This window comes from Solwaraspora sp. WMMD406, from assembly GCF_029626025.1.
In the GTDB taxonomy this organism is placed as follows: Bacteria; Actinomycetota; Actinomycetes; order Mycobacteriales; family Micromonosporaceae; genus Micromonospora_E.
In genome coordinates this window covers 1,145,001-1,168,076 of sequence record NZ_JARUBF010000001.1, presented here as the reverse complement: position 1 = coordinate 1,168,076, position 23,076 = coordinate 1,145,001, and the positions used below count along the sequence as shown (strand labels likewise).

20 protein-coding genes are annotated in these 23,076 nt (G+C 68.3%); 10 read left to right on the top strand and 10 right to left on the bottom strand.

The window, feature by feature from the left end; all coding sequences use genetic code 11:
• Nucleotides 1–666: an NAD(P)H-dependent oxidoreductase gene (locus O7632_RS05225; RefSeq protein WP_278111869.1), complete on the bottom strand. Its 666-nt coding sequence runs from the start codon at nt 664–666 to the stop codon at nt 1–3.
• Between the two features lie 101 nt (nt 667–767).
• On the opposite strand from O7632_RS05225, the gene O7632_RS05220 reads away from it, so the two are divergent.
• The gene (locus tag O7632_RS05220; RefSeq protein ID WP_278111867.1) at nt 768–1,280 is read left to right on the top strand and encodes a MarR family transcriptional regulator; all 513 of its coding nucleotides are present in this window, start codon (nt 768–770) and stop codon (nt 1,278–1,280) included.
• 26 nt (nt 1,281–1,306) lie between these two features.
• On the opposite strand, the gene O7632_RS05215 is transcribed toward O7632_RS05220, so the two are convergent.
• The 4 genes from O7632_RS05215 to O7632_RS05200 form a co-directional block, all read right to left on the bottom strand.
• Nucleotides 1,307–4,108: a LuxR family transcriptional regulator gene (locus O7632_RS05215; RefSeq protein WP_278111866.1), complete on the bottom strand. Its 2,802-nt coding sequence runs from the start codon at nt 4,106–4,108 to the stop codon at nt 1,307–1,309.
• Between the two features lie 74 nt (nt 4,109–4,182).
• Entirely contained in the window at nt 4,183–5,625 is a 1,443-nt protein-coding gene (locus O7632_RS05210; protein WP_278111864.1) for an FAD-binding oxidoreductase, read from the bottom strand.
• A 180-nt stretch (nt 5,626–5,805) separates the two neighbouring features.
• Complete coding sequence (locus O7632_RS05205; protein WP_278111862.1) at nt 5,806–6,804, bottom strand: methyltransferase; 999 nt, start codon at nt 6,802–6,804, stop codon at nt 5,806–5,808.
• 329 nt (nt 6,805–7,133) lie between these two features.
• A complete protein-coding gene (locus tag O7632_RS05200) occupies nt 7,134–8,330 on the bottom strand; it encodes an IS630 family transposase (RefSeq protein WP_278110295.1) in 1,197 nt (398 codons plus the stop codon).
• 107 nt (nt 8,331–8,437) lie between these two features.
• Between O7632_RS05200 and O7632_RS05195 the strand changes: the two genes are divergently transcribed.
• The 3 genes from O7632_RS05195 to O7632_RS05185 all read left to right on the top strand — a co-directional run bounded on the left by O7632_RS05195 (nt 8,438) and on the right by O7632_RS05185 (nt 11,280).
• Entirely contained in the window at nt 8,438–8,752 is a 315-nt protein-coding gene (locus tag O7632_RS05195) for a PH domain-containing protein (RefSeq protein WP_278110294.1), read from the top strand.
• Between the two features lie 570 nt (nt 8,753–9,322).
• The gene (locus tag O7632_RS05190) at nt 9,323–10,168 is read left to right on the top strand and encodes a methyltransferase domain-containing protein (protein WP_278111861.1); all 846 of its coding nucleotides are present in this window, start codon (nt 9,323–9,325) and stop codon (nt 10,166–10,168) included.
• Nucleotides 10,169–10,251: 83 nt separating this feature from the next.
• The gene (locus O7632_RS05185; RefSeq protein ID WP_278111859.1) at nt 10,252–11,280 is read left to right on the top strand and encodes a methyltransferase; all 1,029 of its coding nucleotides are present in this window, start codon (nt 10,252–10,254) and stop codon (nt 11,278–11,280) included.
• Between the two features lie 191 nt (nt 11,281–11,471).
• Here O7632_RS05185 and O7632_RS05180 read toward each other — a convergent pair whose 3' ends face one another.
• A complete protein-coding gene (locus O7632_RS05180) occupies nt 11,472–12,650 on the bottom strand; it encodes a winged helix DNA-binding domain-containing protein (protein ID WP_278111858.1) in 1,179 nt (392 codons plus the stop codon).
• A gap of 3 nt (nt 12,651–12,653) precedes the next feature.
• Entirely contained in the window at nt 12,654–13,076 is a 423-nt protein-coding gene (locus O7632_RS05175; protein WP_278111856.1) for a VOC family protein, read from the bottom strand.
• 135 nt (nt 13,077–13,211) lie between these two features.
• Between O7632_RS05175 and O7632_RS05170 the strand changes: the two genes are divergently transcribed.
• Nucleotides 13,212–14,267, top strand: a complete 1,056-nt coding sequence (locus tag O7632_RS05170; protein ID WP_278111854.1) for a WYL domain-containing protein — start codon at nt 13,212–13,214, stop codon at nt 14,265–14,267.
• Here the strand turns inward: O7632_RS05170 and rox are convergent.
• Nucleotides 14,248–15,684, bottom strand: a complete 1,437-nt coding sequence (gene rox, locus O7632_RS05165; protein WP_278111852.1) for a rifampin monooxygenase — start codon at nt 15,682–15,684, stop codon at nt 14,248–14,250. The genes O7632_RS05170 and rox overlap by 20 nt on opposite strands.
• A gap of 226 nt (nt 15,685–15,910) precedes the next feature.
• On the opposite strand from rox, the gene O7632_RS05160 reads away from it, so the two are divergent.
• Nucleotides 15,911–16,780 (top strand): AraC family transcriptional regulator, encoded by an 870-nt coding sequence (locus O7632_RS05160; RefSeq protein WP_278111850.1) that lies wholly within the window; start codon nt 15,911–15,913, stop codon nt 16,778–16,780.
• On the opposite strand, the gene O7632_RS05155 is transcribed toward O7632_RS05160, so the two are convergent.
• Nucleotides 16,760–17,245 (bottom strand): hypothetical protein, encoded by a 486-nt coding sequence (locus tag O7632_RS05155; RefSeq protein ID WP_278111848.1) that lies wholly within the window; start codon nt 17,243–17,245, stop codon nt 16,760–16,762. The genes O7632_RS05160 and O7632_RS05155 overlap by 21 nt on opposite strands.
• Before the next feature lie 240 nt (nt 17,246–17,485).
• Between O7632_RS05155 and O7632_RS05150 the strand changes: the two genes are divergently transcribed.
• The 3 genes from O7632_RS05150 (at nt 17,486) to O7632_RS05140 (ending at nt 20,598) form a co-directional block, all read left to right on the top strand.
• The gene (locus tag O7632_RS05150) at nt 17,486–18,667 is read left to right on the top strand and encodes a M20 family metallopeptidase (RefSeq protein WP_278111846.1); all 1,182 of its coding nucleotides are present in this window, start codon (nt 17,486–17,488) and stop codon (nt 18,665–18,667) included.
• Between the two features lie 58 nt (nt 18,668–18,725).
• The gene (locus O7632_RS05145; RefSeq protein WP_278111844.1) at nt 18,726–19,856 is read left to right on the top strand and encodes a glutamate--cysteine ligase; all 1,131 of its coding nucleotides are present in this window, start codon (nt 18,726–18,728) and stop codon (nt 19,854–19,856) included.
• A 127-nt stretch (nt 19,857–19,983) separates the two neighbouring features.
• On the top strand, nt 19,984–20,598 hold the full coding sequence (locus tag O7632_RS05140) for a nitroreductase family protein (protein ID WP_278119847.1): 615 nt from the start codon (nt 19,984–19,986) through the stop codon (nt 20,596–20,598).
• Between the two features lie 6 nt (nt 20,599–20,604).
• On the opposite strand, the gene O7632_RS05135 is transcribed toward O7632_RS05140, so the two are convergent.
• A complete protein-coding gene (locus O7632_RS05135) occupies nt 20,605–22,143 on the bottom strand; it encodes an NAD(P)-binding domain-containing protein (protein ID WP_278111843.1) in 1,539 nt (512 codons plus the stop codon).
• A 272-nt stretch (nt 22,144–22,415) separates the two neighbouring features.
• Between O7632_RS05135 and O7632_RS05130 the strand changes: the two genes are divergently transcribed.
• On the top strand, nt 22,416–23,066 hold the full coding sequence (locus tag O7632_RS05130) for a GNAT family N-acetyltransferase (protein ID WP_278111841.1): 651 nt from the start codon (nt 22,416–22,418) through the stop codon (nt 23,064–23,066).
• Nucleotides 23,067–23,076: the final 10 nt, after the last annotated feature.

Here is a 23,076-nt window from a genome sequence, read left to right as displayed (position 1 = left end):
TCAGCTCGCCGGGACGGTGGCCGGCACCCGAACGGCGAGGGCCCGAACTGCTTCCAGAGCGGCAGCCCGGGACGTCTGGTGGGCGTCACGGAACTGCTCAAGGAACGGCATCACCGGAGCATGGGTCAGCTCGGTGTGTACGAACTCCACGTCCTCCAGGCGAAGTGCCGAGAAGTAGGCACGCAGGTAGGGCTCCTGGAAGTCGAAGGGCTGCCGAGGGCTGCCGGGGCCGTAGGCGCCGCCTCGGGCGCTGAGGATCACGGCGGACTTGCCCTCCAGCGGCAACCAGGGAAGGGTCACCCGGTCGATCCAGGCCTTCAGGGCTGCGGGAATGGAAAAGTTGTACATGGGTGTGCCGAGGAGCAGGACGTCCGCCGCGAGGAGCTGCTCGATCAATGGGCGGGTCTGCGCCCAGGCATCGGCCAATTCTGGTGCGGCGGCGATCTCGTCCATCGCGGCGATGTCCCGCACGCCGTTGCGCGAGGACTGGGTGGCCAGTTTCACCCGGGCCTCGTCGATCGGTGCCACCGGCTCCGCGACCAGGTCCCGATAGGTGTACGCACTTCCTGGATGGGCCGCCTTCCAATGTTCGACGAAGGCTGCGCCGAGTTCCCTGGAGAACGAGTCACTCCGGGCACTGGCGTCTAGATGCAGCAGATGCGCCACAGGGGTTCCCTTCCAGACAAGATGATCCAGACTTGAGACAAGACTAGACTAAGATAGTTTCAAGTCAAGACTATCTCGGCTGTCGTTGCTATCCTTCTGACATGTCCCTCACCACTCCTGCCAGCGACCATGTGCCGGCCGGCCGGCTCAACAGCGACCTGCACTGGCTGTTCGCCCGGCTCAAGCAAGGGCTCGCCACGGCGGAGGCCGCGGTCGTGGGTAAGCACCGCATGAGCCTGTGGGGCTACACAGTGCTGATGGCCGTCGTTGAAGCTCCCAGACGGAGCCAGCTCTCATTGGCCCAGGCCGTCTCGGTCGACAAAAGCAAACTCGTCCTGGTTCTCGACGAGTTGGAGTCCGCCGGACTTGTCCGGCGTCGTCCCGATCCGGCCGACCGCAGGGCCCGCATCGTCGAGGCGACCACCGACGGCCGACTCGCTCTCGACGCCGCTCGCGCTGACGTCGAAGCGATCGAAGATCGCCTACTCGCCGATCTGGACGCCGACACGAAGGAGAACCTGCGCGTACTGCTCCGCCAGCTTGTCGGTGCCCCCGTGGCGCGGATCGAGGACGGGCGGCAGGCAGACAACGCTTGCGCGCCGCCTCGGCACTGACGGCCGTAGCGGTGCGACGTCCGGACTCACACCTGCAAGACGCGTCCGAGTTCGGATCGTCCCTGGATACCAAGTTTGCGGTAGGCCCGGGTCAGATGGGTTTCGACAGTCCGCTGGGTGACGAACAACTCCCGGGCGATCGCCCCGTTCGTCCGGCCGACAGCAGCCAGCAGCGCTACCCGGTACTCACTTGCGGTGAGAGCCTTCGTACCGAAATGCTCACAGCGTCGCGGTAGCCCACCGGCGGTGAGGAGCTCAGCGTGCACCCGCCCGGCCAGCCGCACCGCACCGAGCTGCTGAGCGAGTGCCAGCGCTCGCCTAAGCGTCTCGCGGGCCGCGCGTCTGTTGTTTTCCCGCCGTTGGACGATGCCGAGACTTGCCTCGGCGTAGGCGGTCTCGAGACAGGCAGGACCGGACCGTAGAACTCGTACCGCCTCAGTCAAGGCCGCAAGCCCTTCCTCACTGCCATGGATCAATCCCTTGGCCCGCAGGGCTACCCCGACCGCCCGTGTGGAACCCCACCGACGCGCCGCGTGTAGCTCCTCCTCCACCAGCCGAAGGGCACCCGTGACGTCCCCCAGCTGATTGCGCATGAACGCGGCCTCCGAACGCCAGCGCGAGATGGCCGGGTTGGTCGTACCCCAGCGCTCCATCCGCCTGCCACTCTCCGACAGGTCGTCCAAGGCTCCTTTGGTGTCACCGCACGCTCCTCTGAGCCGACCACGGGCCGCGAGGAGCATCGTCTGCGGCCAGAGTTTCGGCAGTGTCCCGGCACCGCCACACCTATTCAGCAAGGCGAAGGCCTCGTCGGTCCGGTCCAGCTCGATGAGAGTGTGCACCAACGGAGTGAGCACCAGCGACACGACCGGATCAATGATCTCCTGCTCACCGAGCAGATCAAGCGCCTGCCGCGCGTCATGTTCGGCCGAGTGCAGACGCCCTGCCTCCAGCTGTGCGCTCGCTCGCAGGGCAAGTGCGACAACGATAGTCGACAACCGACCCGCGCCCGACTGACCGGTCAGTACCGCATCGCACCACTGATAGACCAGTTCCAGTTCGTCTGCCCACAGCAAGGTGAAGACCACGTACGGCATCAGTTGCGGCTCCCTGGCCCTGGGCACCTGCGTCGCGACGGCCCGGCGGATTCCGCCTACCACCTCTGCGGCCGAGGTCCGCCCCTCGACAGCCGCTTGCAGGGCCCATAGTGATCGCTCGTGGAGCACGTCGTCGGCGCCGAGATCGGTGAGCTTGGCGAGCAGATCAGCGATGTCCGCCGCCGCGCTACAGCCGAGCAGAGCCGACATTGCCTCCGCGTCGTTGATCTGGCGGATGAGGTTGTCCCGCTGGCGTGATGGCGGCACTGCGGCGAGGCTGACGCGGCACCCCTGCAACGCTTCGCCTACCTCGTCCACCCGGTTGGTACGGATGAGCGCCTGTGCATAGCCGAGGACAGTGCTCACATGAGCCTGCGGTGTCCGCGCCGCCGCCAGACGCGTGCGCAGCCTGACGAGGATCGCCTGCGGATCCGTGATCAACTCGATGCAGTCCAGCGCCGCCTGAACCTCGTCGCGCAACTCAGCCGCCAACGGTTCGTCGAACGCCCTTCGCAGAAGTGCGCTGGCGTCCGCCATCCGGCGCTCCGCCAGCGCCTTGTTGGCCGCCGCTCTGAGTACATCGGGAACCCACTCGGCACCGACTGGTCCGGCCCGCAGCAAGTGTCGGGCGATATCGGCCGGGGCGGCCTGCCGTCGGTGCAACGCCTCGGACATCAGCCGGTGCACCGTGTCTGGAACGATGACCTCCGGCAGCCGCCGCAGTGCCTTGCCGACCACTGGGTGGACATAGGTCGAAAGCGGCTGGTCTGTCAGCAAGCCCATACCGCCGAGAACGGCCAGCCCGGTGGCCGCCTCTGCCTCTGTCATGCCAGCTGCCTCGGCGATGAGCGCCGCGTCCGCCTCTCCTTCCAGGATGGCGATCGTCTCGGCGACCCCGGGCACACCTGCGGGCAGGTGGGCCAGCCTGGTCCGCATGGTGCTACCCACGAACCTTTCGACCACGCTCATGGGCAAGACCGGCCCGGTCGGTTCGTTGTAAGGGCCGGCGGCCATCAGCATCGCACTCAGCAGCATCGGGTTACCCGCGGTGAGCTGGTGCAGTTCGTCGACGACCGGGGCGGGCGTCGGGCCGAGGAAGCCGTCGGCCAGTTCCCCGGTGCCGGCGGCGGTCAGCAAGGCGGGACGCAACACTGTCCACTCGCCAGCCGCGTGCAGTGCGGCCAGCATGGGTGGGGAGGTCACCGGCTCGCCGAGCCTACGGGTCACCACGATCGCGACCGGCTGCCCCTTCAGGCGCCGGGCCACGTAGGCAAGGACATGCAGGGAGTGCGCGTCGCCAAAATTCAGGTCATCGACGGCCAGAACGACCGGCGCCTGAGCGGCAAGACCGCGAATGGCCCAGAGCATGCCGTTCAGCACGTGAATATCACTCACATCACTGCTGGGCGGCGCGACCGGATCCATCACCTGGAGCAGTTCGGCGGCGGTCGGGGAATCCTCGGTACGCCCGGCGGCCAGGCGGGACAGATGTGGTTCCAGGAGTTGATGAATCACGCCATACGGAAATTCGGCCTCCGAAGAGCTACAGTGCGCGACGCATACCACCAACTGGCGCGCTTCGGCCATCCGCTGCAACTCAAGCAGCAGAGCCGTACGGCCGATTCCGCACCCCCCCTCGATCACGACAAGATCGCCGATCCCCTGGCACAGGTTCTCAACGGTACGGTTGAGAACCAGTGATTCAGCCCAGCGTTCGATCAAGATCTGGCGCACAGCTCCCCCGCTCGCTAATCATTGCCTCAAGCTTAGTTGGTGGCCGGCCCAGGTCGGCCGGCCACCAACTGACATCAGGCGATACTCTGCGAAAAGCTAAAGAAGTTCTCCGGGTCGTAGTGATTCTTTACGATCCTCAGTCGACTTAGATTCTCCTTGTAATACGCGTCGGCCCAGTCGGGCAGCACTCGGTCCAGATAGTTGACGTAACTCTCACCGTTAGAATAGGGATTGACGACATCGAACACGTTGCTAGACCAGCTCTGGGCGGCGGCCATGTCGGAGGAGCTTGGCGTACCGGTGGGCAAACCGGTGGCAATACTCATGATGAACTCGGAGTCGCGATGCACATAGGCCGTTTCTGTACGGCTGAAGTCGTTGGCCTGGCCGCCGAGAACGATGGCCCGGATGAATCGAGAGTGGCCGGCGACCCGGTTCGCGTCGAAGGCCGCGAGCAGGGCGTCGACGCCTGTGGCTGGAATGGCCTGACTGAAAAGGCGGCTGCGGTCGAACGACCATCCGAAGCGGGGGATCTGGCCCTCGTCGGTGGTGCCCTCGAGGTGACATTGCGGCACCGTCCGGTTGCCGCAGTTGTACCAGGCCAACATCCCGTCGGTGTAGGTGTCGTCGCTGACGACGCGGGTGGCCGGCTGGTGGCCGGACTCGGAGACCAGGGAGTCCAGCAACGGCGGGAGCTCGGCCGGATCGCCCATCCAGACGCCGGCCACCGCGACCGTGGGCACATTGCCCGCAGCTGCGTCGAAGAGGGCGATGACCGGTCCCGAACTGAGCCGCCGCGGCGACGCGATGGCCCACTGTTGCCAGGCGGTCAGGACATCGGCGGCCTGCTCCCAGCTCCATGCGAGGTTGAAGCGCGAGATGGTCGGCACCGCGGTAGCTTGCATCCGATAGGAAGTGACGATGCCGAAGTTGCCGCCGCCCCCGCCGCGCAGCGCCCAGTAGAGATCGGAGTTCCAGTTCTCGGAGGCAACCACCACCGAGCCATCCGCGAGCACCACGACCGCCGATTCGAGCGTGTCCGACGCCATGCCGAGGAACCGCGTCTGCCAGCCCAGTCCGCCGCCCTGAACGAAACCGCCCGATCCGACGGTCGGGAAGAGCCCGCCGGGCAATGCCAGTCCGGTGCCGGCCAGCCGGCTGAGTATGTCGATCTGCAGCGCTCCACCGCCCACGATGGCGGTTGTGCCGACGGTCCTGACGCTGTTGAGCCGGGATACGTCGATCACCAGACCGCTGGTCAGGGAGAAGCCCATGAAGCTGTGTCCGCCGCTACGAGCTGTCGCGGCGATCCCGTTGGCTTGGGCGAACTTCAGGCAGGCTCGGACGTCCAGGACCGATTCGCAGTAGGCGACAGCCGCCGGCTGCATACCGTCGAACTCTTTCCATGAGATTTGTTTGGCGGTGGCGTATATCGCGTCCGAGGGCAGCACGAGAGTGCCCTTCATACGCTGCTGGAGCTGCGCCCAGTCCGGCTGGTTGGCAGTCGCGGCGAACACTGCGGGTAGCGCGCTGGTCGCGCCAGCCAATGCCAGGGTTGCGGTAGCTCCCGCCCGGATGAACGCTCTTCGGGAAAGCATGAGCTGTGCCTCGCTTCGATGTGTTAGTACGGACATGTGAGCGTGGTGTCTGAACCGCAGCGACATCGGCCGTATCGCCACGTCGGAAGAACACCGTGGTCAGCGAGGCACAGCTTCGACGAGGGCGTGGACGAGCGTGTCACCGACGTTGTCGGCCTGGACCGCGCGTGTCATGCGGAAGCCTGCTTCGAAGAGCAACCGCTGCCAGTCAGCTTCGGTACGTTCCTTGCCGCCGAGAATGACCATCATGAAAAGGTCCGCGAGCATGCTGGGGTGCAAGCCGCCGGACTCGGGCACGACGCTGTCGATCACGATGAGCTTGCCGTGCGGCGGCATCGCCTGGTGCACACGCCGCAGGATCTTCAGGCAGTCGTCGTCGTTCCAGTTGTGCAGCACCCGGGAGAGTACGTACGCGTCCGCACCGGGCACCACCGAGTCGAAGAAGCTACCGGTGACGACGTCCACCCGATCCTGGACACCCTGCTCCGCGAGATGAGCCGGAGCTTCGGCAGCGACGGTCGCAAGGTCTTGGACGACGCCCGACATCCCCGGGTTCATCCGCAGCACGGCCGCGAGCAGGGTCCCGACGCCACCACCCACGTCGACGACGCGTTTGATGCCTGTGAAGTCGTAGCGTTCGAGTGCGGCGATGGCCGGTGCCAGGGAGGTGACGCCCATCGCCCGGTTGAACAGCTCGTTCTCCGCCGGGTTGGCGTCGAGGTAGTCGTAGTACGCGGCCCCGTGCACCTTGTCGAAGGCGGGCTTGCCCGTGCGCACGGTGTGCATCACTTCGGTCCACGCGCGGAAGCAGGCTCCGCTCTGCAGCATGACGCCGTAACGGAACCCTCCGGGAGCATCACTGCGCAGGGCGTATCCTGCCTCGGTGAGCGAAAAGTGCCGGTCGGGGTGGGCCTCCAGCACGCCCAGAGCGGCGAGGACTCGGCAGAATCGGTACAAGGCCTCTTCGTTCGCCTCGGTACGGGTAGCGAGTTCCGCAACCGAAACAGGGTCTGAACCCAGGTAGTCGGCGAGGCCGAGTTCGGCAGCGACATAGAACGTCTGCCCGATCCAGGGTCCCCCCATGTGATAGAGCTGCATCAGGTCGCGGGTCGCAGATGGAGATGGGGCGGGCACGGTCTCCTCCTTTGGGCAGGATTCAGGGCGGGACTCCGATTTTTGACAGGACCTCATGACGGGCAGCCGAGATGCGGGCAGAGAACGCCCGCATTGAAATATGCCAGCTACACCGGGCATCCTGGAGGTAAGCCGGTATTGGCGAACCGGAGTCAGGACCGATGCCCGGTACCTCCGGAGCGACTCTCTTCCGAGATCCAATCCCTGAAAACAAGATCAAAATTGAATCGCCGCGTACGCATCGGACATGATCATCTGTCCCCTTAGTGGTTCAGGTCGTAAGTCCTTCGGGGTTACGCGGCCTGGGCGTGTGCGGCGGGCTGGTGTTGGCAGTCGGCGTGTTGCTCGGGGTGTGGGTCTTTCCGTTCGTGTCGTTCGATCCGGGCCAGTAGGTCGGTGAGGTCGGTCGGGGTGAACTTCCATCTGAAGGGCCGGGCGGTCGCGTTGTAGCGCTGTTCGAAGGCGGCGAGGCGGTATTGCACCTGGTCGAGGCTGGTGAAGTCGTTGGGGGTGACGACTTTGCGTTGCACGATGGAGAAGTAGATCTCGATTTGGTTGAGCCAGGAGGCGTGGACCGGGGTGTGGATCATGACGGCGTTGGGGTAGCGCCTGCGCAGGCGGTCGATCGCGGTCTGGCCCCGGTGGGAGGAGCCGTTGTCGACGATCCAGAACACGCGGCGGGCGGAGGCGTACGGTTCCCGGGTCATGACCTCGTCGACGAGGTCGGTGAACGGGGTGATGCCGGTGGTGTCGTGGCAGAGTCCGATGACGTGGGCGCGGTGCACGTCGTAGGCGGCGAGGTAGGCGAGGGCGCCGCCGCGGTCGTACTCGTGGTTGACCCGCATGGCGCGGCCGGTGCCGGGGGGCAGTGTGGGGTGGCAGCGGCAGCGGGCCTGGATGGAGGTCTTCTCGTCGGCGCTGATGACGTACTCGTCGTCGCCCAGTGGCCGACCGTCGAAGACGCGCTGGTAGAGGTTCAGGACGCGGGTGGCGCGGGTGGCGAAGTCCGGGTCCCGGATGAAGATCCACGACTGGTGTCGCCAGGGTTTGATCGTGTCGGCGGCCAGGATTCTGCGGATCGTGGCCGGTGAGATCGTCTCGGCGATTCCCCGGGCGGCGACCTCTCTGGCGAGGTCGGGGCAGTTCCACTTCGACAGCGGTGTGCCGGTCTCGGCCGGTAGTTGACAGGCCAGGGCTTTGACCTCGGCGATCTGGACCGGGGTGAGACGGGGCGGTCGTCCGCTGCGGGGTCGGTCTGTCAGCCCGGCCATGCCCTCGTCGGCGTACCGACCGCGCCAGCGTCGTACCGTGTCGACGGTGACCTGATGCCGGCGGGCGATCGCCGCGTTGGAGTGGCCACGGGCGGCGTCGCGGACGATCCGGGCGCGGATGACCTGCTGGTAGCCGGCGGCATGTGAGCGGGCCAGGGTTTCGAGCCGGTGCCGGTCGGCGGCGGACACGGTGATCTGGCGGGCGTGGCAGGCGGGCACTGGAGGACTCCACGGTCGATCGACGGCCCCCGTGGCGGATCACGATCCTTGCCGGATGACGGCTCGACAGCGGCACGTGACACGCCGCGAACGGGGAGGATGAGGCCATGCCCACGATCCCCGCGTCGACCAAGGCGTCCTTGATCCAGCGGCTGAGCGGGCACGCCCGCCGGAACTGGCCACAGGTGGCGGGCGTGCACGTGCGGTACCACGGCCAGTTCGCCTACGTCACCGTCGAGCTGACCGACGGTGAACGGCTCCCCCTGATGCGACTGCGTTACGGCGGTTCCGCCCACCGGTGGGGTACCGCCATCCACACCGCCAGCACGAACGACTACGAGAACCAGGTCTGGTTCACCGGCACCACCGAGGAAGCCTTCGACCTGGTCTGCGACCTCAAGCTCAGCCCCAGGACCTCTTGATCACCAACCGCGCCAGGTCCGGACCGTCAACCCCCGAAGGACTTACGACCTGAACCACTTAGGTCTGAACCCAGACGATATCGAAAGCTCCTCATATCGTCAAGCCTGTACGAGCAGCCGACGGCGCGACCACTTGAGTCGACCTAGCCGCAACCTCACCCGCACCCGTTCGGTCGCGCCACCAACGGACTACAACTAACAGCAGGTCAGGTGGCATCCGGAAGGTACAGCTAGTAGCAGCCACAGCATCAGACCCAACGAACGACCCCCTAGGCACGGTGATGCGCGGAACAACCCGACCCCGCCCCTCCCGACCCCTGAAACACCAGTAAGTCATGCTGGAAAACTGTCGTCAGTGGGCTACCGATACAAACTCCGAACAATGTCGCCGCGCGAGATTTTCTTGCCCCAGCCACGAACGAGTTGCTAACGTTCGCGGCGGTACACATTGCATCGTGTGACACACTCCGGTAACCAACGAAAGCTGCCACAGCCGTCTCAGCCGCCCGTTTGGTTTCGGAATAGTCACGAAAATGCACTTCGGCTAGCTCGGACAAAACGGAGGAACCCATGTCTCAGGCAGAGGAAACCACCACCAGTCGAGTAGGCCAACTCTATGACCAGATGGCAGGATTCGAGTCCGACAACTTCAGCGGCGACCACAACATGCACTTCGGCTACTGGGACACCGCGAACGATACCTGGCCACTGGAACGCGCCGAGGAGCGACTTACCGAACTGATGCTCGAAAAGCTCCAGGCCAGGCCGAACGATCGCGTGCTCGACATCGGCTGCGGAATGGGCACTCCGGCTATCCGCATCGCCAACTCCGTCGGCGGTGAGGTCGTCGGAATCACAGTAAGCCACGAACAGGTAAAACGCGCCACCGCCCGAGCCGACGCTGAAGGACTGTCGGGTCGGGTCTCCTTCCGGTACGCGGACGCGGCCGATCTACCTTTCGAGCCGGCATCGTTCGACGCAGTTTGGGCACTCGAGTCGATCATTCACATGCCAGACCGCCTCCAAGTGCTACGGGAAATCGCGCGAGTGATCCGGCCGGGTGGCCGCGTCGTACTCACCGACTTCTTCGAACGCGCCCCGATCCCGGAGCAAAAACGCGCTGTGGTCAACAAGTTCCGCAGTAACTGGGTGATCGGCCCGATGGTAACAATAGATGATTATCCGCGCCTGGTTCGCGAGGCCGGACTACGGCTGGTTGAACTTTCGGATATCAGCGGTCAGGTAATGCGGCGGACTCTCGAAGGAATCGCCCAACGGATCGCCAACGACCGGAAGACCATCGATGCCTCGCTGGGCTCTGACATGGCCGACGATCTTAGCCTTTCGGACCTGATCGAGGTATGGGAGCTCGGCTACCTTCTCGTCGTGGCTGAACTGCCGGCGGACGGCACCTGACCCGGGTTCACGAACGACCGGCCGGCCGGTCCAGGACGAGAACGCCAGTACCCGGCACAGATCTTGAAACCCGATGGAGGAGCATGTCCACCGAGTCTGAAGCAGCAAAGAACCTCCACGAGATATACCATTCCTCCGGTCCATGGATCGGCCAGACGATCTACGTAGCCGCTTACCTGGGACTTGCTGATCTGCTCGGGGATGTGCCCATGGCGATCAAGGACATCGCCAGAGCAACCGACAGCGACGAAGACGCGTTGTACCGATTCTGCCGAGCCCTCACCGCGCTCGGCGTGCTAGCCGAGCACTCCGGGAAATCCTTCACCCTTGGCCAAGCCGGAAAGGCGCTCGCAACCGACTCCGGAGACGGGTTCCGCGACGGAGTGCTCCTACAGAGCGGTGCGGTTTTCCGCGCATGGGCGGACGTGATACACACAGTGAAGTCCGGACGTCCGGCATTCGACAAAGCGTACGGGTTGAATTATTTCGAATTCCTGGAAAGTCACCCTGAAGAAGCGCACCTCTTCAACCGGGCGATGGGCGCCACCATGCCCGCAGCGATCGCCGCCATTCAGCGCTACCAGTTTGAGGAAGAAGCAGCTGTCATCGACGTTGGCGGTGGTGACGGTAGACTCATTGCCTCGATTCTCGCGCGATATCCGAGGATGTCTGGGGTGCTCCAGGATCTACCTGAGACCGTACAGCAGGCAAAAGATAACCTGGCGCGGGCCGGCGTAGCCGACCGCTGCACGTTGATCGGAGAGAGCTTTTTCGACTCGGTTCCCTCCGGGGGTGACGTTTACATCCTCTCTCGGGTCCTGCACGACTGGAACGACGAGAATGCGCTGAAGATCCTCGAAACGGTCCGGGCAGCCATGTCTGCACACGCACGGCTCGTGCTGGTCGAGAGCGTTCTGCGGCCTGCCGAGGGCGACATACGCAGTGTGCTGGCAGATCTCCTCATGCTGGTCGTCCTCGGTGGCAAGGAACGGACGGAGGACGAGTGGACGGAGCTCCTCGTTGCGGCGGGATTCAAGATCCGGCGGGTGCGGGACGATCCAGGGATGGCGACGACCCGAGGGCACAGCGTCATCGAGGCGGTCCCTCGGTGACGCCTGACATCCTCGCCTGCCGCTGTCTCAGCTACCTGGCCCGGGGCGACGTCTCCAGTCCATCGGTACAGGCCACGGCCGGGGTTACCGCGAGCAGGCCGCGCGGCCGCGCAGGACAGCGTTTCGCCATACAGGGTGCAGCGTGACACCGCGCCACGAGCGGAACGCGGTGTCGACGCGGCGACCGGCGGCTACCCGGCGGCGACCTCGGTCAGCCGTACCCGTCGATGCTCGCCGTCGGAGAGGAAGGCCGCGACGTCGCGTCCCTCCTCGACGACGGCGGACCGGTCCGTGGCAGACAGTGGACGCAGCGGGGTGACGGTCACCACGCTGTCCTTGGCCGCCCAGGTCGCGGCGACCCGGCCGTCGACCAGGACGAACCGCGCCCCGGTGACCGACAGTCCACGATGGGCGTCGTCGATGATCCGACCGCGGTCGTGGTATCCGAGAACCGCGTTGTCGAACGCGGGCAGGAACCGCACCGGGGCCGGGGTGTCGGGGTCGGGGCGCGGCGCGTCGGGCAGGTCCAGCAGCTCGCGGCCACGCTCGTCGCGGAAGGCGACGAGCTGTTCCCGGCTGGCGGCCACCGCTGTGGGCAGTCCGGCCAGGCCGCACCAGGCGCGCAGGTCGGCGGTGGCCGCCGGGCCGAACGCGGCCAGGTATCGGCGGAGCAGCACCTGGCCGACCGGATCAGCGCCGCCCGGATCGGCCCCGCCCGGATCGGCCCCGGCCGGATCGGCCCCGCCCGGATCGCCGCCGCCCGGTTCGCCGCGAGCCGGTGCCGGCGGGGCGATGTCCCGGCCGGCCCAGGCGGCCAGCGGCAGGTAGCGTGCGCCCCCTCCGGTCCGCCACAGGCCACGCGGCGGCACTTGCACCACCGGGATCAGCGCACCTATCAGCATCTCGCCCAGCGCGCGGGGCTCGGAACGCGGCCAGCGGGCGGCGACCGCCCGCGCGAGCTCACCCATCGAGCGAGCTTCGCCATCGGCCAGCACCGCCTGACCGGCCGCCGCGAGCTCGTCGAGGTCCACTCCGGCGAGTTCGCGGCGGTAGACGCCGAGCACCCGTTGACGCAACATCGCGTCGTGGCGCGCCCGCCAGGCCAGCACGTCGTCGGTGGTGAGCAGGTGGACGGTACGGCGCATCAGGTGGGTCCGTACCACCTGCCGCCCGGTCAGCAGCTCCGACAGCGTCACCGGACGAAAGGCGCGTAGCCGGGACCAGAGCCCGACGAACGGCTCCTGCGGCTCCTGCGCCTGCAGCCCGCACAGCTGCGCCACGGCGTCCCGTACCGGCAGGTCCGCGCGGTCGAGCAGCAACTGCCGGGCCAGCGTCGCCCGGTTGAGCGCCCGGGTGTCCAGCACCGTCACCGGTCAGGCCGCCGCTGGCTCGGCGGCGTCGACGACCCAGACGACGCCGAAGCGGTCCCGCAGCATCCCGTACGCGGGTGCCCAGCCGGCCGGGCCGATCGGGACCACGACGGTCGCTCCCTCGGCGAGCTTGTCCCAGTAGCCGGTCACCTCCTCGACCGTCTCGCCCCGCAACGAGACGAAGAAGGAGTTGACACCCCGGTCGTACGGCAGCCGCGCCGGCACGTCGTACGCCATGACGTGAAAGCCGCCGTCGGCCAGCACCTGGCCCCACATCACCTGGTCGGCCTCGGCCTCGTCCTGGACGTTGCCGGCGTCGGCGTAGGTGATCACGGCGCGGTGACCGCCGAAGACCGAGTGGTAGAACTCCAGCGCGGCACCGGCGTCGCCACGGAAGTTCAGGTGGGTGGTGGTGGTCACGGACATGATCGCTCCTTGCGCTTGTACGGGTCGTCGCGACGCGGTCGTCGGACGCGCTGGCAACCCTCGCAAGGCAAGCGGACAGGATCTGTCCGCTACTACGGCAGGATGGGATTTCCGTACGGCAGACAGGATGGCGACATGTCGACGACGTCAGGACGGCTGCTGGCGCTGCTGTCACTGCTGCAGAGCCGCCGGGACTGGCCGGGCTCGCTGCTGGCGCAACGCCTACGGGTCAGCCCGCGTACGGTGCGCCGCGACGTCGACCGCCTGCGCGAACTCGGCTACCCGATCACCGCTGTCAAAGGCCCGGACGGCGGGTACCGGCTCGGTGCCGGCGCGCACCTGCCGCCGTTGCTGTTCGACGACGATCAGGCGGTCGCGCTCGCCGTCGCGTTGCGGATCGCTGCCACGGGAGGTGCCGGTGCCGGCTTCGACGAGGCGGCGGCTCGGGCGCTGCACACCGTACGGCAGGTGATGCCGGCCCGGCTGCGGCACCGGATCGACACCGTGGCGGTCACCGCCGTCGAGCGGCCGGCGGCGGCGCAGGTCGACCGGGACGTGTTACTGGCGTTGAGCGCGGCCACGCACGCCCGGGAGATCGTCCGGTTCGACTACCGGTCCGAGTCGCCGCCGGCACCCGACAGCGGTACGCCGGCACCCCACAGCGGTACGCCGGCCGCGCCCCGCCGGGTCGAGCCGCACCATCTGGTCACCTGGGCGGGACGGTGGTACCTGGTCGCCTGGGATCTCGACCGCGCCGACTGGCGTACCTTCCGCATCGACCGGATCCGTCCACGCACCCCGACCGGGCCGCGCTTCGCCCCACGTGAGCTGCCTGGCCGAAGCGTCACCGCGTTCATCACCGACCGATTCCGTGGCGGCCGTGAGTGGCCGTGCCGGGGCGAGGTGATCCTCCACCTTCCCGCCGCCCAGGTGTCGCCGTTCGCCCGCGACGGGATCGTGGAGGAGCTCGGCCCGGACCGCTGCCGGCTGACCCTCGGCTCGTGGTCGTGGCCGGGTCTGGCGGCGGCCGTCGGCCTGTTCGACGCCGACGTCGAGGTCGTCGGGCCGCCCGAGCTCGCCGCCGCTTTCGCGCTGCTGGCCCGCCGCTACGCGGCCGCCGCCGGCCAGGCTGGCGACGCAGGCCAAGCTGACGACGCCGGAGCCGGCGCCGCTACCGGGCGGGCGGGCTGACCGCGGTGCCGAACCATCGGGGCAGGTGCCGCAACAACTCCCGCTGGTCGTCCCCGACCCACGCCATGTGGCCGTCCGGCCGCAGCAGTACGGCGGGCACATCCAGCTCCCCGCTGACGTCGACGAGGTGGTCCACCCGGTCCGCCCAGCCGGCCACCGACAGCCGACCGGTCTGGTCGAGCAGCAGACCACGGCCGCCGCGCATCGTCTCGTACAGGCGGCCCCGGGTCAGCCGCACGTCCCGCAGCCGCCGGCCCAGCAGGTCGTGGCCGGCGCCGAGGTCGTAGCGGACCCCGATAGCGGTGACCTTCTCGAGCAGGCGACGGTTGACCTCCTCGATGTCCATCAGTTCGGCGAGCAGCCGGCGTACCGCCTGTGGCCCGGGCTCGGTGGACAGCAGTTCCTGTTGCGCGCGGGTGTTGTCCAGCACGTCGGCGGCGACCGGATGCCGTTCGGAGTGGTAGCTGTCCAGCAGGCCGTCCGGTGCCCAGCCGGCGAGCTCGGCGGCCAGCTTCCAGCCGAGGTTGACCGCGTCCTGGATGCCGAGGTTGAGGCCCTGGCCGCCGAGCGGCGGGTGGACGTGCGCGGCGTCGCCGGCCAGCAGCACTCGACCGACCCGGTAGCGTCGCGCCAGCCGGGTGGCGTCGCCGAAGCGGGACAGCCAACGCGGTGAGTGCACGCCGAAGTCCGTACCGGCGATCGCCCGCAGCTGCCGGGCGAACTCCTCGATGGTCGGGGCGACGCTACGGTCGGTGGCCACGCCGGCGGCGGGCACCACGACCCGGTACACCCCGCCGCCGACGGGTCCGACCCCGAACCGTTTTTCCGTCACCCGGACCTCGGCCACCACGGCGGCGACGCTCTCCGGCGGTACGCCGATCTCCATCTCGCCGAGCAGCGTCTCGACCCTGCTGGGCTCGCCGGGAAACTCGACCCCGAGCAGCGTGCGTACGGTGCTGCGCCCGCCGTCACAGCCGACGAGATAGCGCGCCCGTATCCGGGTCCCGTCGGCGAGTTCGGCGGTCACATGGTCGGCGTCCTGGGTCAGCCCGACCAGTCGGCTGCCGCGCCGGATCTCGGCACCCACCTGTACGGCGTGCTCGGTCAACAGGCGCTCGGTGACGGGCTGCGGAATGCCGAGTACGTATCCGTGGGCGGTGTCGAGGTTGGCGGGCGCGGGTGTGTCGATTCCGGCGAAACCGCTGTACGGATATCGCTGGCCGTGCGCGAGGAATCGTTCCAGCAGCCCACGTTGGTCCATTATCTCGATGCTGCGGACGTGCAGTCCCAGCGACCGGACCTGCCGGGTCGGCTCGGTCTCCTTCTCCAGCACCAGCACGCGTACGCCGTGCAGCCGCAGTTCACCGGCGAGCATGACGCCGGTCGGCCCGGCACCGACAATGATCACGTCGTACACAGAAATCCCCCAGTCGAGTGTGACGCCGATTTCGACTGGGACATTCTGCGGGGCGGACCGGGTCTTGCCACAAGGCCCCGGGTCGGCTATACATTAAGAATGGCGGTGCTGACTCCCGCCATTCTTCGCCCCACCGCCGCGATCAGGATGATCGGATCGGACCGCTGAGGTCGGGTGCGAGCAGACCGCTTCCTGCCAGGCTGGTCGACAGCAGAAGGGAAGCCACATGATCTCGGCACTCAATCAGCTGGTCGACCTCGTCGAGGAGCGCCTCACGGCGGAACTCGACGTCGAGACGTTGGCCGCCACGGTCGGCACGACCGCGTACCACCTGCGCCGGATGTTCTCGTCCTTGGCCGGGATGCCGCTGTCGGAGTACGTCCGCCGCCGCCGGATGACCATCGCCGCCGCCGCCGTGGTGCGCGGCGAGGACGACCTGCTCAGCATCGCGGTCCGGCACGGGTACGGCTCGACGGAGGCGTTCGGTCGCGCCTTCCGCTCGGTCCACGGCGCCGGTCCGAGCGACGTACGGCGAGACGGTGGCCCCCTTCGCAGTCAACCGCAGCTCAGGTTCCGCCTGACCGTCGAAGGGAGCATTTCCATGGACACCCGTATCGTCGACCGCCCCGCGTTCCGGCTCATCGGACACGCGGCCCGGGTTCCGCTGATCCACCACGGTGTCAACCCGCACATCCAGCAGCACGTCGCCGCGCTGCCGGCCCAGGAGCACGACCGGCTCAAGGCTCTCGCCGACACCGAACCGGCCGGTCTGCTCCAGGTCAGCGACGACGTCGACCCCGACAGCGCCGAGGGCAGCGAGCTGACCTACCTGCACGGGGTGGCGATCAGCGCGGACACCCCGGTCCCCGCCGACTTGGACGTCATCGAGGTGGCGGCCGGCCGGTGGGCGGTCTTCCGCACCGCCGGACCGCACCCGCAGACGCTGCAGGCCGCCTGGGCCGCGACCGCGACCGAGTGGTTCCCGTCCAATCCGTGGCGGCTGCGGCCCGGTCCGTCGATGGTCGCCGTGCTCGACCGCGCCGCCGACTTCAGCACCGCCACCTGCGAGCTGTGGCTACCGGTCGAGCCGGCGTGACGCGGCCCTGGCCAGCAGCCGGGCCGCGATCAACGGCAGCAGATGCAGTACGGCGGCGAGCACCCCCGCCAGCACCGCGATCTGGCCGACCGACAGCCCCTGAACCGCCAGCACCAGTCCGGCGAACAGGCCGCTGAGCGCCAGGCCGCCCACGAGGCGCAGCAGAGTCCGGCGAGTCGACGTGTCCGCGTCGACCTCGTCGGGCTCGGCCGCGCGGAGGCTGCGCAACGCCGTGACGATCGCGGAGATCGCGATCAGGGTGGCGAACTGCAGGGCCCACAAGGCGGTCGCCGCGACGCTGGCCCCGTCGGTCAGGGACGGCGCGACGACGGTCGCGACCGCGAACACGAGGAAGGCCGGCAGCCAGGTGAAGGCGTAGGCCAGCACCACCGCCCGTACGGCGACGGACCGGCTGCGTTGCCGGGTCCGCAGCGGCCGGACCTGTCGGACGATGTCGGCTCTCACCTCGGGCGAGGCCCACTCCAGTCGGCGGTCCAAACTCGTTCCCGGCGTCGGGCTCGTCGTAGCTGGCGTCGGGCTCGACATGTCGTCGAGGATAGCTGTCGATGGCCAGCCCGACGCCCGGCCCCGTCGCCGGTACGGAACGCGACGGCAGGATGACGGAAGACATCGGCCTGACGCGATGCGACCGTGAGGGAAGCGTCCGCGCCGGAAGCCCCTGCCGGCCGAGCCCGGGAGGCACCGATGCCACGACCCACACCGCCGATGCGCGCAGCGCGGGACCAGTCCACCAGGATGGTGGAGATGCTCGGCGAGCTGGTCGGGCACGAATCACCGCCCGGCTCGCTGCGTCATCTCACCCGCTGCGCGGACCTGCTGTCCCGCTGGGGCGAAGAGGTGCTCGGGCGGCCGGCCCGTCGAGTGGTCCGCGACGGATCGCCGCACCTGTTGTGGGAGGCAGACGACCAGCAGATCCTGCTGCTCGGCCATTTCGACACGGTGTGGCCGGCGGGCACGACGGCGGACTGGCCGTTCAGCGTCAACGGCACCATCGCCACCGGGCCCGGGGTCTGCGACATGAAGGCAGGCATCGTCCAGATGTTCACCGCGCTGAAGCTGATGGCCAGCACGGCGCGAGTCGGAATGCTGCTCACCTGCGACGAGGAGACCGGTTCGGCGACGTCGCGGGATCTGATCGTCGACCAGGCGCGGCGTTCCGGCACGGTCCTGGTCGGCGAGCCGAGCACCCCCGACGGCCGGCTCAAGATCGCCCGCAAGGGCGGCGCGTTGTACCGGCTGACCGTCGACGGCCGCGCCGCCCATGCCGGGGTCGAGCCACACCTTGGCGTGAACGCCACCGTCGAGGCGGCACACCAGGTGCTGGTCCTGCGCGCGATGAACGATCCGGCCGCCGGCACCACGGTCACACCGACGGTGATCAGCGCCGGCACCACCACCAACACGGTGCCGGCGGCGGCCAGCCTGGCCGTCGACGTACGGGCCTGGACCGACGCCGAACTGGACCGGATCGACCGGGCGATCCGTACTCTGCAACCGCACTTGTCGGATGCCACGCTCAGCGTGCGTCAGGAAGTCGGCCGATACCCGATGGCGCCGCAGCGGGCGATGGGCCTGTTCCAGCAGGCCCGGGCCGCCGCGCGTGACCTCGGCCTGCCGCCGCCCGGCGGCGCCCGCGCCGCCGGCGTGTCGGACGCCAACCTCACCGCCGCGCTCGGCGTGCCTACTCTCGACGGCCTCGGCGGTGTCGGTGGCGGGTCGCACGCCCGCAGCGAGTACGTCGACATCAGTCAGATGCCGGATCGGGCGGCGTTGCTGGCGAGGCTCGTCGACCGGATCCTGGCGGCGGCCCCATCGACGGCACCTTCCGGCGTCAGTCGATCGCCGAGCATCCGGTCGATCGCCTAGCATGGGGTGACGCCGCGCGTTGGCGGCCGTCGTAACGCGACTGCGGGACGGTGCCGGCATGGCGGACGACAGTTCTGACGTACGGTTCGGCGTCGAAGAGGAGTTCCTCGTCGTCGATCCGGTGACCCGGGCGGTTGTCCCCCTCGCCGCGCCGGTGATCAGCCGGGCCGTCGACGAACTCGGTGCCCGCGTCGGCGGTGAGATCACCAAGCTGCAGGTCGAAGCCAGGACTCTCCCCTGTCACACCACGGCCGCGCTGCACACCCAGCTCGTTCAGGGTCGATCGGCGCTCGCCACGGCGGCGACGGCCGAAAGGCTGCGGATCGTCGCCACCGGCTCCCCGGTGCTCGGTCAGGTCTTTCCCCCACCGATCACCACCGGTCCCCGCCAGGACCAAGGCACCGCGACGTTTCGCGGCCTGCACGATGATCTGGGCATCTGCGCCGTCCACGTACATGTCGAACTTCCGGATCGGGACCGCGCGGTGCTGGTCAGCAATCACCTGCGACCGCACCTTCCGGTCCTCATCGCACTCACCGCCAACTCGCCCTACTGGGACGGACGGGACACCGGTTACGCCAGTTGGCGGACGGTCACCTGGGGACAGTGGCCGGTGGCCGGGCCTCCGCCGCGAATGCGCGACGCGGCGCACTACGACCAGCTCGTCGCCACGCTGCTCGACGCCGGGACACTGGTCGACGTGGGCACCCTGTTCTGGGACATCCGGCTCTGCGCCCACCAACCGACCCTGGAGGTCCGGGTGGCCGACGTGCCGATGACAGCCGACGAGTCGGCCGCCTTCGCCGCACTGGTCCGCGCGCTGGTGATCGTCGCCGACCGGGCGGTCGACCGGGGCGACCCCGGGCCGGAGATCTCAGCGGAGCTGATGCGGGCCGCCTACTGGCGGGCCGCCCGCGACGGGTTCGCCGGCAGCGGGATCGACGTCACCACCGGTCGGCTCGTGCCGGCGGCGACCCTCGCCGACCGACTCCTGCGGATCGCCCGGCCCGCCCTGGTCGAGCTCGATGACCTGGTACGGGTGGAGAGCTGGCTGCGGCGGCTGGCGGTCGACGCTGACGGTGCCAGCCGGCAACGCCGGGCCGCCACCGGGCCGGACGGGTTGGCCGGGATCGTCGACCATCTGGTCGAGCAGACGCAGCGACAGCAGCCAATGAGCACGTACGCGTAAGAGGTTCCGGGGGGCGGCGGGCGACTCTGGAGGGGCGCCCGTGCGGGCCGGGAGAGGATGGTCCCCCATGGAGCAGGTCGCCGCGAAGCCGACAGCTCTGCCGACTGTCCCCGTACCGGACGATCGGATGCCCGAACCGGCGATGGTTCGGACCGCGCACCGGTTCGCCGAACGGATGGCGACCCGACGGTCGGTGCGGGATTTCTCCGCCGACCCGGTCCCCGAGGCGGTGATCGAGGCGGCGGTACGGGCGGCGGCCAGCGCCCCCAGCGGCGCCAACCTGCAGCCCTGGCGGTTCGTCACGATCCGCGACCCGGAGCGCAAGCGCCGGCTGCGGCTGGCCGCCGAAGCCGAGGAGCGCGAGTTCTACCAACGCCGGGCATCCGGCGAGTGGCTGGACGCGCTCGCGCCACTCGGCACCGACTGGCGGAAGCCCTTCCTGGAGACGGCTCCGGTGGTGATCGTCGTGTTCGAGGTGCATCAGGGTCCGAGCACGCCGAAGCCGTACTACGTGAAGGAGTCGGTGGGGATCGCGATCGGCCTGCTGATCGCGACGCTGCACCAGGCCGGGCTCGCCACCCTGACCCACACGCCGAGCCCGATGCGTTTCCTCAACGAGGTGTGCCAACGGCCGCCGGAGGAGCGCGCCTGCGTGGTGATGCCGGTCGGCTACCCGGCACCCGGTGCGCGGGTGCCGAGGCTGACCCGTAAACCGCTGGACGAGGTGATGGTCCGGCGGTGATCCGGGTCAGCCGCTCAGGTCCTTTTCCAGGAACGCGAGCAGGGGTTCGACGTGCCGGTCCGGGCGACGCCACTCGGCCAGCAGATCCTCCAACAGATGCTGCTCGGCGATCAACCGGTCACCCTGGTAGCGGCGGATGACGGGATGGATGAACGCGCTTTCGGCGGCCCGGTCAGGGCTCGGGTGCCGTTCGACGGCGAACACGTCCCGGTAGTCGTCCCGCCCCCAGCGCAGTCCGACGGTGTAGTAGTGCGCCTCGTCCCGGAAGCGGGTCACCGCGTAGTCCTCCGGCAGGTCGACGTAGTGGTGGAACCGCCCGGTGGCCTCGTCGAACACCAGCACGTCGCAGAGGTATTCGAACTGGGTCCACAACGCCGAGCTCCAGTTAAGCCGGTCGAGGATCAACGACGTCAGGGCGGCCGGGTCGGCCGACACCATGTCGTACGGCAGCGGGACACCGTCGTAGCGTTCCCGCAGTAGCGCGGTGAAGGTCCGCAGGTTGTACCGGAATCCGTCGATGAACGGCGACGACGCGTGCCGGACGTCGCGGGCCTGGGCGATCGTGCCGGCGAAGTAGAGGTCGTCGACGGTGGTTGACTGCCAGTCCGGCCGCAGCGCCGGGATCCGGCCGTCGCGGACCATCTCCGGCTGGCAGGTCGGATCGAACATCGACGTGTCCATCCGGAAACCGGTGCAGCGCAGCACCGAGTCGTACTCGATCACGTCCGTCTCGCCGTCGGCGTGGGTGTACGTGATGCGGACGTCGAACCGCCCGTCGACCGGGGTGATCTCGTCGATGGTGCAGTCGAGCACCGAGTGCAGCGTCTTGAACTGGTAGCTGTCCAGGAACGCGCCGTACTGCCCCCGTACGTCACCGGGATGTTTGGTGTTCCAGGCCAGGCGCAGCGGATAGCGACTGGCCAGGTGCACCATCGCGGCGTGTCCGAAGATCGACGCCGCGGTCTCGAAGGCCGAGTTTCCCTTGCCGATCACCAGTACCCGCTGCCCCCGGTATTGCTCCGGGTCCACGGCCATGTCCTCGTAGCCGACCGCGTGTTCGATCCCCGGGATAGCCGGCACGTACGGCTTGCCCCAGCCACTCGCCACGATCAGGCACTCGGCCTGCCACACCTGGTCACCGGCGTGCACCAGGAAACCGTCGGCGACGCGTTCGATCCGTTCGACGGTCGTCCCGTACCGGACGTTGAGCTCATGCACGCGTTGAAAATCGTCGAGGTAGCGGACCAGGTCGTCGGCGGCCGGCAGGTATTCCGTGCTGTAGCGCGGAAATTGCAGATCAGGGTGGTCGTTGAGCAACGAATGCCAGTCCCACCGCAGCTTGATCTCGGGATCGTCACTCACCGTGTGCACCTTGTTGATGGAGATCAACCGGCGGTGCCGGGGGAACCGGTGAAAGAACTGGCCCGGGGCGGCTTCCCGCTCCACCGTCAGATAGTCCGCTCCGGCGCGCTTGAGGTAGTAGCTCAACTGCAGACCGGCGGGGCCGGCACCGACGATGAGATACCGGTAGCGCTTGCTGTCCATATATGTCTCCTTTGGACGTTACAGCAGGGGTAAGCGGCAGGACAATCATCCTGACCTATCGAGGTGGACCAGGGACAGCGCCCGGACGCTAGTTCTCGGGCGGAGCCTGGGATCTCCACTGTCGGTAATTTGACCATTGGTCCTGTCATCCGGCGGCGGTGGCGACGCGTCCACCACACGCCCGGCTCATCCGCCGTGGCCGTCCAGCAGACCGCACCGTGCGCCGCCCGACCGGCAGGCGCGCGGGCCGCCCGACCGGAGGGAGTCCGCCGATGACCGCGACCCAACCGACGGCCGTCATGATCCGTACCGCTGGCCTGGACGACATCCCGCAGGCCGCCACGTTGCTCACCGAGGCGTTCCTGATCGCCCCGGTCTCCCAGTGGCTGATCGCCGACCTTTCCGCTCGCTCGCGCGTCTTCCGCACCCTGTTCACGATCGAACTCGTCGAAGCGATCCGCAACGGCGGCACGGTCTACGTCGCCGGCCCGGTCGTGAGCCCGGTCGCCGGCCATTTCAGCGGAGTGGCGATCTGGCATCCACGGGGTCGCCGCACGGCCGCCGACCCGGACACGGTCAGTGAACACCAGATCCGGTTGATCACCGCCGCCGGACCGTGGCAGCCGCGCTTCGCGTCGCTGGGCCGGCTGCTGGCCGCGCACCATCCCTGGCAGCCGCACTGGCACCTGGCGTATCTGGCGGTGACGCCCTGGCGGCAGGGCAGCGGGATCGGCACCGCGCTGCTGCACCATCACCACCGCCATCTGGACGGACACGGCACGCCGGGCTACCTGGAGGCGACGACCCCGCGCAACCGGGACCTCTACCTGCGGCACGGTTACCGCGCGCACGGTCCGATCCGGCTGCCCGACGGGCCGCCGATCTGGCCGATGTGGCGCGAACCCCGACCCGTCACCCGGTAGCAGGTGGCAC

Excerpts from the sequence above, each read along its gene's own strand:
- O7632_RS05220 (WP_278111867.1), top strand. The coding sequence starts at position 768 with ATGTCCCTCACCACTCCTGCCAGCGACCATGTGCCGGCCGGCCGGCTC.
- O7632_RS05205 (WP_278111862.1), bottom strand. The coding sequence starts at position 6,804 with ATGCAGCTCTATCACATGGGGGGACCCTGGATCGGGCAGACGTTCTAT.
- O7632_RS05195 (WP_278110294.1), top strand. The coding sequence starts at position 8,438 with ATGCCCACGATCCCCGCGTCGACCAAGGCGTCCTTGATCCAGCGGCTG.
- O7632_RS05190 (WP_278111861.1), top strand. The coding sequence starts at position 9,323 with ATGTCTCAGGCAGAGGAAACCACCACCAGTCGAGTAGGCCAACTCTAT.
- O7632_RS05185 (WP_278111859.1), top strand. The coding sequence starts at position 10,252 with ATGTCCACCGAGTCTGAAGCAGCAAAGAACCTCCACGAGATATACCAT.
- O7632_RS05175 (WP_278111856.1), bottom strand. The coding sequence starts at position 13,076 with ATGTCCGTGACCACCACCACCCACCTGAACTTCCGTGGCGACGCCGGT.
- O7632_RS05170 (WP_278111854.1), top strand. The coding sequence starts at position 13,212 with ATGTCGACGACGTCAGGACGGCTGCTGGCGCTGCTGTCACTGCTGCAG.
- O7632_RS05160 (WP_278111850.1), top strand. The coding sequence starts at position 15,911 with ATGATCTCGGCACTCAATCAGCTGGTCGACCTCGTCGAGGAGCGCCTC.
- O7632_RS05150 (WP_278111846.1), top strand. The coding sequence starts at position 17,486 with ATGCCACGACCCACACCGCCGATGCGCGCAGCGCGGGACCAGTCCACC.
- O7632_RS05145 (WP_278111844.1), top strand. The coding sequence starts at position 18,726 with ATGGCGGACGACAGTTCTGACGTACGGTTCGGCGTCGAAGAGGAGTTC.
- O7632_RS05140 (WP_278119847.1), top strand. The coding sequence starts at position 19,984 with ATGCCCGAACCGGCGATGGTTCGGACCGCGCACCGGTTCGCCGAACGG.
- O7632_RS05135 (WP_278111843.1), bottom strand. The coding sequence starts at position 22,143 with ATGGACAGCAAGCGCTACCGGTATCTCATCGTCGGTGCCGGCCCCGCC.
- O7632_RS05130 (WP_278111841.1), top strand. The coding sequence starts at position 22,416 with ATGACCGCGACCCAACCGACGGCCGTCATGATCCGTACCGCTGGCCTG.